At 61.0% G+C, this 15,542-nt stretch carries 13 protein-coding genes; 4 read left to right on the top strand and 9 right to left on the bottom strand.

Annotation, left to right across the window (positions count from 1 at the left end; all coding sequences use genetic code 11):
- Positions 1–2: 2 nt before the first annotated feature.
- The 6 genes from ACQKP4_RS05700 to exaC all read right to left on the bottom strand — a co-directional run bounded on the left by ACQKP4_RS05700 (position 3) and on the right by exaC (position 7,352).
- A complete protein-coding gene (locus ACQKP4_RS05700) occupies positions 3–659 on the bottom strand; it encodes a DedA family protein (protein ID WP_427631216.1) in 657 nt (218 codons plus the stop codon).
- 548 nt (positions 660–1,207) lie between these two features.
- Positions 1,208–1,669: a GNAT family N-acetyltransferase gene (locus tag ACQKP4_RS05695; protein WP_427631214.1), complete on the bottom strand. Its 462-nt coding sequence runs from the start codon at positions 1,667–1,669 to the stop codon at positions 1,208–1,210.
- A 116-nt stretch (positions 1,670–1,785) separates the two neighbouring features.
- Complete coding sequence (gene eutC / locus ACQKP4_RS05690) at positions 1,786–2,610, bottom strand: ethanolamine ammonia-lyase subunit EutC (RefSeq protein WP_427631213.1); 825 nt, start codon at positions 2,608–2,610, stop codon at positions 1,786–1,788.
- Between the two features lie 8 nt (positions 2,611–2,618).
- Positions 2,619–4,013, bottom strand: a complete 1,395-nt coding sequence (locus ACQKP4_RS05685; RefSeq protein WP_427631211.1) for an ethanolamine ammonia-lyase subunit EutB — start codon at positions 4,011–4,013, stop codon at positions 2,619–2,621.
- A 203-nt stretch (positions 4,014–4,216) separates the two neighbouring features.
- Complete coding sequence (gene eat, locus ACQKP4_RS05680; RefSeq protein ID WP_427631209.1) at positions 4,217–5,587, bottom strand: ethanolamine permease; 1,371 nt, start codon at positions 5,585–5,587, stop codon at positions 4,217–4,219.
- A gap of 244 nt (positions 5,588–5,831) precedes the next feature.
- Positions 5,832–7,352, bottom strand: coding sequence for an acetaldehyde dehydrogenase ExaC (gene exaC / locus ACQKP4_RS05675; RefSeq protein ID WP_427631208.1), 1,521 nt, complete (start codon positions 7,350–7,352; stop codon positions 5,832–5,834).
- A gap of 753 nt (positions 7,353–8,105) precedes the next feature.
- Between exaC and ACQKP4_RS05670 the strand changes: the two genes are divergently transcribed.
- The 4 genes from ACQKP4_RS05670 (at position 8,106) to ACQKP4_RS05655 (ending at position 12,448) form a co-directional block, all read left to right on the top strand.
- Entirely contained in the window at positions 8,106–10,022 is a 1,917-nt protein-coding gene (locus ACQKP4_RS05670) for a sigma-54-dependent Fis family transcriptional regulator (RefSeq protein ID WP_427631206.1), read from the top strand.
- A 170-nt stretch (positions 10,023–10,192) separates the two neighbouring features.
- Positions 10,193–11,542 (top strand): UDP-N-acetylmuramate:L-alanyl-gamma-D-glutamyl-meso-diaminopimelate ligase, encoded by a 1,350-nt coding sequence (mpl, locus tag ACQKP4_RS05665; protein ID WP_427631205.1) that lies wholly within the window; start codon positions 10,193–10,195, stop codon positions 11,540–11,542.
- A complete protein-coding gene (ubiX, locus tag ACQKP4_RS05660) occupies positions 11,539–12,171 on the top strand; it encodes a flavin prenyltransferase UbiX (RefSeq protein WP_054052392.1) in 633 nt (210 codons plus the stop codon). The genes mpl and ubiX overlap by 4 nt, the downstream gene beginning before the upstream one ends.
- Complete coding sequence (locus ACQKP4_RS05655; protein ID WP_427631203.1) at positions 12,164–12,448, top strand: YceK/YidQ family lipoprotein; 285 nt, start codon at positions 12,164–12,166, stop codon at positions 12,446–12,448. Before ubiX ends, ACQKP4_RS05655 begins: the two co-directional genes overlap by 8 nt.
- 118 nt (positions 12,449–12,566) lie before the next feature.
- Here the strand turns inward: ACQKP4_RS05655 and ACQKP4_RS05650 are convergent, their stop codons facing one another.
- From ACQKP4_RS05650 to ACQKP4_RS05640, 3 genes are all read right to left on the bottom strand, one after another.
- Complete coding sequence (locus ACQKP4_RS05650) at positions 12,567–13,208, bottom strand: oxidoreductase (protein WP_427631202.1); 642 nt, start codon at positions 13,206–13,208, stop codon at positions 12,567–12,569.
- 27 nt (positions 13,209–13,235) lie between these two features.
- Positions 13,236–14,954, bottom strand: coding sequence for a C13 family peptidase (locus ACQKP4_RS05645; protein ID WP_427631200.1), 1,719 nt, complete (start codon positions 14,952–14,954; stop codon positions 13,236–13,238).
- A gap of 111 nt (positions 14,955–15,065) precedes the next feature.
- On the bottom strand, positions 15,066–15,521 hold the full coding sequence (locus ACQKP4_RS05640) for a MaoC family dehydratase (RefSeq protein WP_427631198.1): 456 nt from the start codon (positions 15,519–15,521) through the stop codon (positions 15,066–15,068).
- Positions 15,522–15,542: the final 21 nt, after the last annotated feature.

Raw genomic sequence — 15,542 nt, 5'->3', positions numbered from 1 at the left:
AATCAGCGCGACTCGGCTTTTGAGCTGGAACCGCCGAAGCGGCTGCGGATCACGCCGATGATCATCGGCACCAGCGACAGCAGGATGATGCCCACGACCAGGAGCGACAGGTTTTTCTTGATGAACGGCACGTTGCCGAAGAAATAGCCGAGTGTCACCAGGCCACCGACCCAGAGGATGGTGCCGAGCACGCTAAAGAAGAAGAACCGTGGGTAAGGCATTCTGGCGACGCCGGCGACGAACGGTGCAAAGGTGCGGATGATTGGCAGGAAGCGCGCCAGGGTCACGGTTTTGCCTCCGTGCTTGTCGTAGAAGTCGTGGGTTTGTTGCAGATAGTCGCGGCGGAAGATTTTCGAGTTAGGGTTGCTGAACAGCTTTTCGCCCGCCGTTCGTCCGATCACGTAGTTGGTGCTATCGCCGAGGATCGCCGCGAGCATCAGCAGGCCACCCAGCAACACCGGGTCCATGCCGCCACCGGCCGCCACGGCGCCCGCGATAAACAGCAGGGAGTCACCCGGCAGAAATGGCATCACCACCAGACCGGTTTCGCAGAAGATCACCAGAAACAGGATGGCGTAGATCCATGGCCCGTAGTTGTTCACCAGCAAATCGAGGTACACATCGAGATGCAGGATAAGGTCGAGCGGGTTGAAATCCATGGGGGCACCTGTGGTAATGGCCCGACTCTGCAGGCCTGTGCGATGACTTCGCGAAAGCCTACAAACGGGTGTAGTTTTTCTTACAAGCCGGAAAGGTCGGCATTATACGGGCAGGCAAGTGAAAAGCGCGTTCAGTTTGTAGCGGGGGATGTCGCGAGTCAGGCAGATTTCGACGGGCTGCGCACAAACGCCTGTGGCTGGGCTGCTGGGCCATTGCGACATTGAATTGTTGTGGCTGGGGCTACTTGGGCTATTGCGCACTGGGTTTTTGTGGCTGGGCTGCTGGGCTATTGCGCGCTGGGTTTTTGTGGCTGGGCTGCTGGGCCATTGCGCGCTGGGTTTTTGTGGTGAGGGGGCTTGCCCCCGTTGGGGCGCGGAGCGGCCCCTGGAGATGTCGGCAGCTACACCGTGTTGTTAGGTTTTACGACTGCTTCGCAGCCGAACGGGGGCAAGCCCCCTCGCCACAACAGCCCCAGCCCAAAGCCCTTACCCTAACAGCCCCTGTTACAGAAGCCCCAGCCCCAACAGCCCGCCTCACCGCGACGTCGTTACAGTTCGTCGCTGATCGGCAATACGTAGTTTTTGAACTCGGTGTCTTCTTTAAAACCAATGGACTCGTAGGTCTTCTGCGCCACTTCGTTGTTGCTGCTGGTGGAAACACGCATGCGCACGGCATTGGTTTCCTTGGCCATTTTCTTGGCGGTGCGAATCAGGTTGTCGGCCACCAGCTGGCGGCGGGCGTCTTCGGCGACGTAGATGTCGTTGAGGATCCACACGCGCTTGAGCGAAAGCGACGAAAAGCTCGGGTACAACTGGCAAAAGCCCATCAGTTTGTGATTGTCGTCGTCGGAAAGGGCCAGGTAGATCACCGACTCCTTGCGGCGCAGGCGTTTCTCAAGGAACGCCCGGGACGAGTCGGGATACGGCAGCGAGCCGTAAAACTCGCGATATTTGACGAACAACGGGGTCAGCAGGTCCAGGTGTTCGAGGGTCGCTTGAATAATCCGCATCGATAGGTCTCGTCTTCAAGTGGCTGTCTTCACGTGCTCTGACGGCAATTTGTTACTCGGGCAGCCGTGCGTCGATCCTGCCTGAAACCAAAGCAGAAGCGCAATGCGGAAACGGTTCAGGCCTCTGGCGGACTCAGCAGGAAATTACTTTTCATGTCCGCGCCGGCTTCCGATTCCAGGGTCTGAACCTGTGCTTCATCCTTCAGATTGACCCCCGACAACTGCCGCCGGCAGGCCTCGCGCATCAAGTACAACAAGCGGTGCGCCGCCATGCCGTAACTCAGGCCTTCGAGTCGCACATTGGAAATGCAATTGCGATAGGCGTCCGTCAATCCGACCTTGGGATTGTAGGTGAAATATAAACCGAGGCTGTCGGGTGAACTGAGGCCGGGACGCTCGCCGATCAGGATCACCACCATTTTTGCGCCCAGCAACTCGCCGATCTCATCGGCCACCGCCACACGGCCCTGTTCCACCAGGATCACGGGCGACTGGGTCCAGCCATCGGCCGACATCTGTTCTTCGAGTCGCGTCAAAAACGGCACGCTATGGCGATGTACCGCCAGCGCCGACAAACCGTCGGCCACGACAATCGCCAGATCGACGCCGTCGGGATGGGCAGCCCGGTGGTCCCGCAAGGTTTGCGCCGACTCATCGCTCAACTTGCGGCCCAGATCGGGGCGCTGCAAATAGCTGTTGCGATCCGTGGCCGCGCTGTGCAGCAGCAGAATTTCGCGCCCGCGCTCGGCCAGTTGCGCGCTGAGGCCGGCATGGTCGAACGGCAAATGCACCGCATCCCGGGCCTGGGCGTGGGCGAACTGGAAATCCAGTTGCGCGCCGGTCGGCAGGCTGGTGCCGGTGCGGCCCAGGGCAATCCGCGCCGGGGTCAGGCGTCGCAGCTCCAGCCAGGGGTTCTGCGGATCAACAGGTGGTTTATCCATATCAACACTCATCCCAGTTGCGCCAAGGCTTGGCGGAAGGCCGGCGGCAGGCTGTTGCCGAAGTGAACCTTGCCGTCGGCCTGGGTGAAGATGCCCATTTTCGCCAGCCATTGCTCGAACTCCGGCGCCGGTTTCAGGCCCAGGGTCTGGCGCGCATAGAGCGCGTCGTGGAACGAAGTGGTCTGGTAATTGAGCATGATGTCGTCGGAGCCGGGGATGCCCATGATGAAGTTGATCCCGGCCACACCCAGCAAGGTCAGCAAGGTGTCCATGTCGTCCTGGTCGGCTTCGGCGTGGTTGGTGTAACAGATGTCGCAGCCCATCGGCACGCCCAGCAACTTGCCGCAGAAATGGTCTTCGAGACCGGCGCGGATGATCTGCTTGCCGTTGTAGAGGTATTCCGGGCCGATGAAGCCTACAACCGTATTCACCAGGAACGGCTTGAAATGGCGCGCCACGGCGTAGGCCCGGGTCTCGCAGGTCTGCTGATCGATGCCGTGGTGAGCGTTGGCCGACAGTGCGCTGCCCTGGCCGGTTTCGAAATACATCAGGTTCTGGCCCAGCGTGCCGCGATTGAGGCTCAAACCGGCGTCATAGCCTTCCTGCAACAGGTTCAGGTTGATGCCGAAACTCGCGTTGGCCGCTTCGGTGCCGGCAATCGACTGGAACACCAGGTCCAGCGGCACCCCGCGATTCACCGCCTCGATGGACGTGGTCACGTGGGTCAATACGCAGGCTTGCGTAGGAATTTCGTAGCGCTGGATGATCGCGTCGAGCATGTCCAGCATCGCGCAGATGGAGGCGATGCTGTCGGTGGCCGGGTTGATGCCGATCATCGCGTCGCCGTTGCCATACAGCAGGCCGTCGAGAATGCTCGCGGCAATGCCGGCCGGTTCATCGGTGGGGTGGTTGGGTTGCAGGCGCGTGGATAAGCGCCCGCGCAGGCCCATCGTGCCGCGAAATTGCGTGACGACGCGGATCTTCTGCGCGACCAGTACCAGGTCTTGCACGCGCATGATCTTCGACACGGCGGCGACCATTTCCGGGGTCAGGCCCGGGGCGAGGGCGCGCAGCGTCTGTTCGTCGGCGGCGTCGCTGAGCAACCAGTCGCGAAAACCGCCGACGGTGAGGTGGCTGACCACGGCGAAGGCCTGTTTGTCGTGAGTGTCGATGATCAACCGGGTGACTTCATCGGCCTCATAGGGAATCAGTACTTCCTGCAGGAAGTGGCTCAGCGGGATGTTGGCCAGGGCCATTTGCGCGGCCACGCGCTCGCCATCGTTGAGGGCGGCGACACCGGCCAGGAAATCCCCGGAGCGTGCGGGGCTGGCCTTGGCCATGACGTCCTTGAGACTCTCGAAACGGTAAGTCTGGGCGCCGACAGAATGGGCAAATGCGGCCATGGGACGGGGTCCTCCTGATCCTGTAAATATCTTCAACACACCATCCAACCCCTGTGGGAGCGGGCTTGCTCGCGAAAGCGGTGGGTCATTCAACACCGTTGTCGACTGACACACCGCTTTCGCGAGCAAGCCCGCTCCCCCATTGGATCTCGGTGCACTTCGATGTGGCAGGCGCCGGGCAATCAGCCCGGCGCCGGTGCAACTCAGATACCGGTGAGCATAGCGTCCGCCGGCGCATCGGAACGCTGTTTGGCCGTCAGTTGGAAGTAGATGAAACCCGCTGCCATGAACCCCAGGAACACCAGGCCGATCAGCGTGTTGAACCACGCCATCGCCACCAGGCACACCACCGCCAGGAACAGCGCAATGCCCGGCACGATTGGATAACCCGGCGCACGGAAGCTGCGTTCCAGGTCCGGCTCGGTTTTACGCAGCTTGAACAGGCTCAACATACTGATGATGTACATCACGATGGCGCCGAATACCGACATGGTGATCATCGCCGCCGTCAGGGTCATGCCTTGCAGATTGACCAGGCCGTCGCTGTAGATTGCCGCGATACCAATCACGCCGCCGGCCAGAATGGCGCGGTGCGGAGTCTGGAAACGCGACAGCTTGGCCAGTGAGCGCGGCAGATAACCGGCCCGGGCCAGGGCGAAGAACTGCCGCGAGTAGCCGAGGATGATCCCGTGGAAACTCGCCACCAGACCGAACAGACCGATCCACACCAGCATGTGCATCCAGGTCGAATTGTTGCCGACCACCGCTTTCATCGCTTGCGGCAACGGGTCGTTGATGTTCGCCAGTTGGCGCCAGTCGCCGACACCGCCGGCCATCACCATCACGCCGATGGCGAGGAATACCAGGGTCAGAATGCCGCTGACGTAGGCTTTTGGAATGGTGCGTTTCGGGTCTTTCGCTTCCTCGGCAGCCATCGCCGCGCCTTCAATCGCGAGGAAAAACCAGATCGCAAACGGGATCGCCGCAAAGATCCCGGGGATCGAGGCGATGGTGAACTCGTTGGAGCCGGACCAGCCGTTGAGCACGAAATTGCTGAAGCTGAAGCCCGGCGCGACCACGCCCATGAACACCAGCAGTTCGGCGACCGCCAGCACGGTGACCACCAGCTCAAAGGTCGCGGCAATGCTGACGCCGAGAATATTGAGCGTCATGAAGATGACGTACGCGCCAACGGCCGCGATCTTCGGGTCAAGTTCCGGGTATTGCACGTTCAAATACGCGCCGATGGCCATGGCAATGGCCGGTGGCGCAAAGACGAATTCGATCAGTGTCGCGATGCCGGCGATCAATCCGCCCTTTTCGCCAAACGCCCGCCGGCTATAGGCGAAAGGCCCGCCTGCGTGGGGAATGGCGGTGGTCAATTCGGTGAAGCTGAAAATGAAGCAGGTGTACATCGTCGCCACCATCAATGCGGTGACGAGGAAACCCAGCGTTCCTGCGGTGCCCCAGCCGTAACTCCAGCCGAAGTATTCGCCGGAAATCACCAGGCCGACGGCAATGCCCCATAGGTGCAGGGTGCCGAGTGTGGGTTTTAGTTGTGTCGTAGAAGTCATAAGTCCTCTCTGTTTTTTATTGTTTGATCTGTTGGACTTTCGGGTATGGCTTTTATCTGTGAAGCATGCATGCAAAGCCCGCGCCAGAGCGGCAGAACGATGATTTTCGGTGTGTTTGAGGACGCCTTCGCGAGCAAGCCCGCTCCCACAATAAATCTGTGTTCAGCGGATAAATGTGGAAGCTGGCTTGCTCGCGAACGCGGCAGAAGGGGCGATGCAGAAACATCTGCAGCGCCCCCAGTCTTTAGAAGAAGCCCAATGGATTGATGTCGTAGCTCACCAGCAGGTTTTTGGTCTGCTGATAGTGATCGAGCATCATCTTGTGGGTTTCACGCCCGACGCCGGACTTTTTGTAACCGCCGAACGCGGCATGCGCCGGGTACAGGTGGTAGCAGTTGGTCCAGACACGACCGGCCTTGATCGCGCGGCCCATGCGGTAGGCGCGGTTGATGTCGCGGGTCCAGAGGCCGGCGCCGAGGCCGAACTCGGTGTCGTTGGCGATGGCCAGCGCTTCGGCTTCGTCCTTGAAGGTGGTGATGCTCACCACCGGGCCAAAGATTTCTTCCTGGAACACGCGCATTTTGTTGGTGCCCTTGAGCAGGGTCGGCTGGATGTAATACCCGGTCGACAGATTGCCCTCGAGTTTTTCCACCTTGCCGCCGGTCAGCAGCTCGGCGCCTTCGCCCTTGGCGATTTCCAGGTACGAAAGGATCTTGTCGAATTGCTGCTCGGACGCCTGCGCGCCGACCATGGTGTCGGTGTCCAGCGGGTCGCCACGTTTGATCGACAGGACTTTCTTCATCACCACTTTCATGAAGTCGTCGTAGATCGATTCCTGCACCAGTGCGCGGGACGGGCAGGTGCAGACTTCGCCCTGGTTGAAGAACGCCAGCACCAGGCCTTCGGCGGCTTTTTCGATGAAGGTCGGCTCGGCTTGCATGATGTCGGCGAAGAAGATGTTCGGCGACTTGCCACCCAGCTCCACGGTGGACGGAATAATGTTTTCGGCCGCGGCGTGCATGATGTGCGAGCCGACCGGGGTCGAGCCGGTGAAGGCGATCTTGGCGATGCGCTTGCTGGTGGCCAGCGCTTCGCCGGCTTCTTTGCCAAAGCCTTGCACCACGTTGAGCACGCCGGGCGGCAACAGGTCGCCGATCAGTTCCAGCAGCACGGTGATGCCCAGCGGAGTCTGCTCGGCAGGCTTGAGCACCACGCAGTTACCGGCGGCCAGGGCCGGCGCGAGTTTCCAGGCGGCCATCAGGATCGGGAAGTTCCACGGGATGATCTGCCCGACCACGCCCAGCGGTTCATGGATGTGATACGCGACGGTGTTGCCGTCGATTTCGGCGGCGCTGCCTTCCTGGGCGCGGATGCAACCGGCGAAGTAACGGAAATGGTCGGCTGCCAGCGGGATGTCGGCGTTGAGGGTTTCACGCACGGCTTTGCCGTTGTCCCAGGATTCGGTGATGGCCAGCAGTTCCAGGTTCTGCTCGATGCGGTCGGCGATTTTCAGCAGCACCAGCGAGCGCGCCTGGGCGGACGTGGCGCCCCAGGCATCGGCAGCGGCGTGGGCAGCGTCCAGCGCTTTGTCGATGTCTTCGGCCGTGGAACGCGGAAATTCGGCAATCGGCTGGCCATTCACTGGCGATGTATTGGTGAAGTACTGACCTTTGACAGGCGCGACGAACTCGCCGCCGATGTAATTACCGTATTTGGCCTTGAACGAAACGATGGCGCCTTCAGTACCGGGGTGAGCGTAACGCATGATAGTTCTCCTTGGCTTTTGTACTTATAAGAGAGACGCGCTTGTGCGCTTGCTATAAGCGTAGAGCAAAGGCTGGGCCACTGCCTTGCAGGTCAGGCAAATCAAGGCCTTGCGCAGTTTCTGTCGGACGGGCGGACGGCGACTGTGACGCTTTCGGTACAGCGCGAGTGACACTTTGTGCCATTTGTGGCGCAGGCGGTGATCGGGTGATCTCGCCGGCATTGCAATGCGCGAATGGCTGGAGGATGCTGGGGCGCAAATTGCCATGCATGGATACGGTTGTGGCGACGGGGCTTTTGTGGCTAGAGGGCTTGTGTTGCTGAGTGGCTTTTATGGCTAGAAGGCTTGTGTTGCTGAGTGGCTTTTGTGGATAGAAGGCTTGTGTTGCTGGGTGGCTTTTGTGGATAGAAGGCTTGTGTTGCTGAGTGGCTTTTGTGGCTGGAAGGCTTTTGTTGCTAAGGGGCTTTTTGCCTAGAGGGCTTTTGTGGTGAGGGGGCTTGCCCCCGTTCGGCTGCGCAGCAGTCGTAAATCCTGAGCACCTGGTATGGCAGGTAGATAGAGGTGGCTGGTTTTGGGGCTGCTTCGCAGCCCAACGGGGGCAAGCCCCCTCGCCACAAAAGCCCCCTTGCCACAAAAATCTCCTCAGCACAGCAAGCCCTCCTCATTACAACAAGGCCCTGGCCACAAAGCTCCCTCATCACAGAAGCCCTCTGGTCACAGCAAGCACTCACCGTTCGGGGAGAATAATAAGAAATGCACGACAACCATTTGAGTCGCCATGCCCGGCAAGTGCTGACCGTTACGCAGGGCGGCAAGCCCCACTTGCACGGTCCTGGCAGCGATCCGTCGATTGCCCGTTCCTGGCTGCGCTGTCTTGAGGACTATCACCTCGACCCAGCCCTGAGCATCGCGCCAACGGTGCTGGAACATGGCCGTGTTCTGGAAAGCCGCGAACGCTTGCAGCAAGTGCTGCAAATCGCCGGCAACGAAATGACCAGTCTTCATCAGCAACTCTCGGGCGCCGGCCATGCGGTGCTGCTGACCGATGCGCGCGGGGTGATCCTCAATTGCGTCACCGCACCCGCCGAACGGAAAATTTTCGAGCGTGCCGGGCTCTGGCTCGGCGCCGACTGGAGCGAGGCCTGCGAGGGCACTAACGGCATCGGCACCTGCCTGGTGGAACGCCAGTCGCTGACCATCCATCAGGATGAACACTTTCGCGGTCGCCACACCGGCCTGACGTGCTCGGCCAGCCCGGTATTCGACCCGCACGGCGAACTGCTGGTGGTGCTCGACGTGTCTTCCGCGCGGCATGACGTTTCGCGTCAAAGCCAATTCCACACCATGGCGCTGGTCAATCTGTCGGCGAAGATGATCGAGAGCTGCTATTTCCTGCGTTACTTCGACAATCAATGGCTGCTGCGCTTTCATTTGCAGGCCGAGTCTGTGGGGCTGTTCAGCGAAGGGCTGTTGGCGTTTGACGGGGAAGGGCGGATCAGCGCGGTCAACCAAAGTGCGTTGAACTTGCTGGGGCATGTTCGCGGCGGATTGCTCGGTCAGCCGGTTGAGGCGTTTTTCGATTGCTCGCTGGACCAGTTGCTCGCTCGCGCCAGTGTGAGCGCCAGTGCCAGTTGGCCGTTGCGCACCCGCGATGGTCGCAGCCTGTTTGCCGTGTTGCGTGGCCAGCCGCGCAGTATTCCGGTGCCCGTGACGCCCGCCCCGGCAATGGCCGAGCGGCCGCGCTTGTCCGGCATCTGTCTGGGCGATGCGGCGTTGCAGGAAGATTTCCGCAAATGCCTGCGAGTGTTCGAGCGCGATGTGCCGCTGCTGATCAACGGCGAAACCGGGTCCGGCAAAGAGGCGTTCGCCAAAGCGGTGCATCAGGCCAGCCGGCGCTGCGAAAAAGCCTTCGTCGCCCTCAATTGCGCGGCCATTCCTGAAAGCCTGATCGAAAGCGAATTGTTCGGCTATCGCGGCGGCAGCTTTACCGGCGCGCGCAAGGAAGGCATGCGCGGCAAGTTGCAGCAGGCGGATGGCGGCACGTTGTTTCTCGATGAGATTGGTGACATGCCGCTGGCCTTGCAGACCCGGCTATTAAGAGTGCTGGAAGATCGGCAGGTGGTACCGATTGGCGGTGAGCCGGAGTCGGTCAATGTGCGAATCATCAGTGCCACCCATCGGCATTTGCTGGAGCGGGTGCAGGACGGCAGCTTCCGCGAGGATTTGTATTACCGGCTCAATGGCCTGGAAGTGGCATTGCCGGCGTTGCGTGATCGCACGGATAAATCGCAGTTGCTCGACTTTTTGCTGGCTGAAGAGGCCGCCGGCGAAACGGTGCTGATTGACGAGCCGGCGCGGCAGGCGTTGCTCGGTTTTGCGTGGCCAGGGAATGTGCGGCAATTGCGTAACGTCCTTCGCACGTTGGCGGCGTTGTGTGACGGCGGGCGGATCGGGCTGGAGGATTTGCCGGCGATGATTCGTCAGGCCCGACCGGTGCCGGCTCTGGCGGCCGAAGAAACGTCGGAGCATCCGCTGGAGGACGCCGAGCGACTGGCGCTGCTCAATGCGCTGGAACAGACGCGGTGGCACATGACGCATACGGCGGAGCAGCTTGGGGTCAGCCGCAATACCCTCTATAGAAAGCTGCGCAAGCACGGGATCGAGCGCTAAACCGCGTCGAGGCCATTCGCGCGCAAGCCCGCTCCCACATTCAATTTGTAAGCGACACAGATCAAATGTGGGAGCGGGCTTGCTCGCGAAGGCGTCCTCGGCTCCGAAACACAAGGTGCGAATTTCCCCTCCCTACGCTAACCTGCGGCCAGGTTTTACGAGGTCGACTAATGCACATTCATATTCTTGGTATCTGCGGCACTTTCATGGGTTCGATGGCGGTTCTGGCCAAAGAGCTGGGCCATCACGTGACGGGCTCCGATGCCAATGTCTATCCGCCGATGAGCACCCAGCTCGAAGCGCAGGGCATTGAGTTGACCCAAGGCTACGATCCCTCGCAGCTCGATCCGGCGCCGGACCTGGTCGTCATCGGCAACGCCATGTCCCGTGGCAACCCGGCCGTTGAATACGTATTGAACAAGGGCTTGCCTTACGTTTCCGGCCCGCAATGGCTGGCGGATCACGTGCTGCAGGGCCGTTGGGTGCTGGCCGTTGCCGGAACCCACGGCAAAACCACCACCAGCAGCATGCTCGCCTGGGTGCTGGAGCACGCGGGCATGAGCCCGGGCTTTTTGATCGGCGGCGTGCCGCAGAATTTCTCGGTCTCCGCTCGCCTGGGCGGCACACCGTTCTTCGTGATCGAGGCGGATGAGTACGACAGCGCCTTCTTCGACAAACGTTCCAAGTTCGTCCACTACCGCCCGCGTACCGCGATCCTCAATAACCTTGAGTTCGATCACGCCGACATCTTCCCCGATCTGCCAGCCATCGAGCGCCAGTTCCACCATTTGGTGCGGACCATCCCGAGCGAAGGCCTGGTGATTCATCCCACCACCGAGCCCGCGTTGCTGCGCGTCATTGAAATGGGTTGCTGGACCCCGGTGCAAACCACCGGTGCTGGCGGGCAATGGCAGGTCAAGCTGTTGAGCGAAGACGGTTCGAAGTTCGAAGTGATGTTCGACGGCGTCGCCCAAGGCGTGGTCGAGTGGGACATGACCGGCCAGCATAACGTTGCCAATGCCCTCGCCACCCTGGCCGCCGCGCGCCATGTCGGCGTGGTGCCGGCGATGGGCATCGCCGCGTTGAGCGCATTCAAAAGCGTCAAGCGCCGGATGGAGAAAGTCGCGGAAGTGCGCGGCATCACCATTTATGACGACTTCGCCCACCATCCGACCGCCATCGCCACCACGCTCGACGGCTTGCGCAAGAAAATCGGCGATGCGCCGTTGATTGCGATCATCGAGCCACGCTCCAACTCCATGAAACTCGGCGCGCACCGTGACGGTTTGCCGGAAAGCGTGGTCGATGCCGACCAAGTGATCTGGTACGCACCGGCCAACCTCGGCTGGGACCTGGCCGGCACGGCGGCGCTGTGCACCGTGCCGTCGATTGTCAGCGATTCGCTGGAAGGCATCATCGAACGGGTGAAAAGCCAGGCCCAGCCCGGCACGCATGTGGTGATCATGAGCAACGGCGGCTTCGGCGGCCTGCACGGCAAACTGGCCGAGGCGCTGCAATGAACAACGGCCCGGAACGCATCACGCTGGCGATGACCGGCGCTTCGGGCGCGCAGTACGGTTTGCGTTTGCTCGATTGCCTGATCCGTGAAGATCGGGAAGTGCATTTCCTGATCTCCAAAGCCGCGCAACTGGTGATGGCCACCGAGACCGACGTCACGCTGCCGCCCAAGCCGCAGACGATGCAGGCCTTCCTCACCGAATACACCGGCGCCGCCGCCGGGCAAATCAAGGTGTACGGCAAGGAAGACTGGATGTCGCCGGTGGCCTCGGGCTCTGGCGCGCCCGCGGCAATGGTGGTGGTGCCGTGTTCGACCGGGACGTTGTCGGCGATCGCCACCGGTGCTTGCAACAACCTGATCGAGCGCGCCGCCGACGTGACGTTGAAGGAGCGCCGCCAGTTGATTCTGGTGCCGCGTGAAGCGCCGTATTCGAGCATTCACCTGGAGCACATGCTCAAGTTGTCGAACATGGGCGTGACGATTTTGCCGGCCTCGCCGGGTTTTTATCACCAGCCGCAGACCATCGATGACCTGATCGACTTTGTCGTGGCGCGGATTCTCAACCTGCTGAACATCCCGCAAGACATGCTGCCGCGCTGGGGCGAACACCATTTGAGCAGCGATGAATAAGCTGCTGGTTTTACTGCTGGCGTTGCAACTGGCCGGCTGCGCCACGGCGCGCACGCTGGATGCGGCCAAGCCGGGAGCGCCAGTGGTGTATTCGGGGACTCGACTGGATGTGTACGCGATGAACGGTGGGTGCTGTGCCAAGGATCATTTTGGCGCCGAAGCGCCGAGTTATCCGGGGCTGGATCTGCCGGCCAGCGCGTTGCTCGATACGCTGCTGCTGCCGTTGTCGCTGCTGACCGTGATCGGCGTGAGTTTTCAGGCGACGGGCGGGTTGTAGCGTTCGGCATTGAAACGGTGTTGCACCGCCGCTCCCACGTTTGTCCGATGAACACAGATCAATGTGGGAGCGGCGGTGCGACGATTCGACTTGCTCGCGAACGGGCAACACCGCAGATTTATTTACCTAACTTGCGCAATTCGTCCGACTCGATCACCCGCACGCCATCCTGCTCTTCCAGTGCCAGCCGCCACATCGCCCGCGCCAATTGGCACGCTTCGATGCCCCGGTATTTGCCCGGAATCAACCGCGACAACGGCCCGGCCAGTTGCTCGGCCAAACGCGGTTGGACGCGATCGCCCAGCAGCAGCGAAGGCCGGCAGATGGTCAGTTGCGGCCAGTCTTGTGCGCGCAATGCCTGTTCCATCTCACCCTTGACCCGGTTGTAGAACACCGAGGATTTCGGATCGGCGCCCAGCGCGCTGATCACGATCAAGTGCCGCGCACCCATTTCCCGGGCACGTTTGCCGAACGCCACTACCATGTCCAGATCGACCGCGCGGAACGCCGCTTCCGAGCCCGCCTGTTTGATCGTGGTGCCCAGGCAGCAATAGGCGATGTCGACGCGACCGTTCAATTGCGGCAGAAACACCGCCGGATCACCGACCGGGTTTTCCAGGTGCGGATGTTCGGCCAGTGGTCGACGTGATGGGGCCAATACCCTTGAAATCGTTGGCTCATTGAGCAAGCGATCAAGCAAATGTTCACCGGTCAAACCGGTAGCTCCGGCAAGCAATACATGCTGAGGCGTCAAGTACATAGTGTTTCCCCCTTGATACTGTTCAGCTTAGTTGCTCTTTGCATCCTTGCTGTTGATAGAGGCACTTTGCAGTGCTTTTCGTGCTTGCTGTTTGCGTAAAAGTTGCCAGTGCGCGAGGACGGTTTTCGGCGCCCAGATCTGCGGCTCAGAGGCTTCGAAGCTATCGGCCAGTTCACGCTCGGCGACGGTGGCCTTGGCCAGTTTGAAGGCTTGCTCGAGGTCGTCGGTCTGGTTCAGCGCCTGGGCGAACAGCGCGTCGCCGAAGTAGGTGAAGTTGGCTTCCTCCGAGCAACCGAACGACACGCGATCAGCGCGCGAGGCGGTCATGATCAGCGTGCGTTCGTCTTTCAGCGCCGGAATGAAACCACCGGAGTAGCACGCCGAAATCACGATGATCTTGTCGCGGTTCTTCAGCGGGGCGAGGACGGCGGCGAGTTCGTCGGCCGGCAGGTCGGACAGCTCCATGCGCGGCTGATCGAGCACCAGTTCGTGTTCGCTGGTGCCGTGGCTGGTCAGGTAGATGAAGATCAAATCTTCCGGGCCGCTGCGTTCGGCCAGGGTCAGTGCCGCGCGGCGCAGGTTTTCGCGGGTGGCCATCGGCCGGTCCATGAGGTGGTCGCGATGGTTCACCAGGCGAATCTGGCCGTAGGCGCCGAAGCGGCTGCTGAGCATGTTGCTGACGTAATCGGATTCACGCAGGAACACGCTCTGCTTGCCGTCACCACCGAGGGTCAGGGTGTACAGCTCCACCGCCGGGGTCGAGGCCGGGACGTTGAACAGCGCATCTTCGAGCAAACGGCCTTGGGCCAGCAGGCCGAGTTCGAGGCTGTCAGGCAGCAACTTGCCGTCGGCGTCGCGCACGCGCTGACCGTTGACCCATGTGCCGCTTTGCACCGTGCCATCCGTCAGCACCAGGGTGCCGCGCCCGGAGTAGCTGTCATTGTCGAACTGGCCGATGTAGAAACTGCCGTCGGGCAGGTTCAAGCGCCCCGGACCGCTGAAGCGCCAGTCGCTGAACTGGCCGACGTAATGGCTGCCGTCGGCGCCGATCAACTCGCCCTTGCCGCTCAGCGAGCCTTCCTTGAACTGACCGAGCCACACATCGCCGTCGGCGTTTTCGTAGCGGCCCTTGCCGTGCAACTGGTTGTCTTTGAAGCTGCCGACATAGATGTCGCCGTCGGCGCTGTTGAACGTGCCGTTGCCTTCCAGTTGCCCGTCGACGAAGTGCCCGGTGAACTGGTTGCCGCTGGCGTCGCCGCGCTGGCCCTCACCGTTGGGTTTGCCGTGGGCGAACTGGCCTTGATAGGTGCTGCCGTCCTCGAGTTCGAGACGGCCGAGCCCGGAATATTGGTCGGCCTTGAATTCGCCGCGGTAGGTCATGCCGTTTTCTTTCAGCGTGCCTTCGCCGTCGCGCCGGCCGAGTTTGAAGCCGCCGGTGTAGCTGCTGCCGTTGGTGGTCAGCACGCCCGGGCCATCGAACAGCCCTTGGTTGAACTGGCCGCGATAGACTTCGCCGTTGCTGCCGTGCCATTCGCCCTGGCCGTGCCATTGGCCCTTGTCGAATTCGCCGGCGTACCAACTGCCATTCGGGTAGTCGATGCGGCCCTGGCCTTGCAGCAAGCCGTTGACCAGATCACCGCGATAGCGCCCGCCGTCCGGCAAGCGGGCATCGGGCGGCAGCGGCGATTCGCCGTCGCCGCAAGCGGTGAGCATCAGGGTCAAGGCGAGGAGTGCAAGTGAGCGCATAGCGGGATCCGGGCAATTAGGCGACCGAGTATGCCGCAGCTATGTGACCTTATACAGCCGGTAAAAGGGGCGCGTAGCGAAACAGCGTGAGCTGTTTCGCATCCGGGAGGATTAAACGAAGCAGAGCGACAGCGGTTCGGCGATGTAGGCCGGTTTGTCCGAGCCTTCGATCTCGAGTGTGGCGGTGGCTTTGAGCAGCCATTGGCCGGGTTTTTTCTCGCTGACTTCAGTCAATTCGACCTTGAGCCGCACTTTCGAATTGACCTTGACCGGTTGGATGAAGCGCACGCTGTCGAGCCCGTAATTGACCACCATCTTCAAGCCTTCGGGAAGGATGAGGATGTCTTCCATCAATTTGGGAATCAGCGACAGCGACAGAAAACCGTGGGCGATGGTGCTGCCAAATGGCGTTTGCGCGGCTTTGACCGGGTCGACGTGAATGAATTGGTAATCCCCTGTGGCCTCGGCGAACAGGTTGATGCGTGCCTGATCGATGGTGAGCCATTCGGAACGTCCGAGTTCCTTGCCGACATAATCTTTGAGCTCTGCAACGGGAACATAGGGCATTGAGACTCTCCTTGGTTTCAT

Source organism: Pseudomonas sp. NPDC086278, assembly GCF_050280905.1.
Lineage (GTDB): Bacteria > Pseudomonadota > Gammaproteobacteria > Pseudomonadales > Pseudomonadaceae > Aquipseudomonas.
The sequence above is the reverse complement of the archived record's forward strand: the minus strand, read 5'-3'. Positions and strand labels throughout refer to the sequence as shown.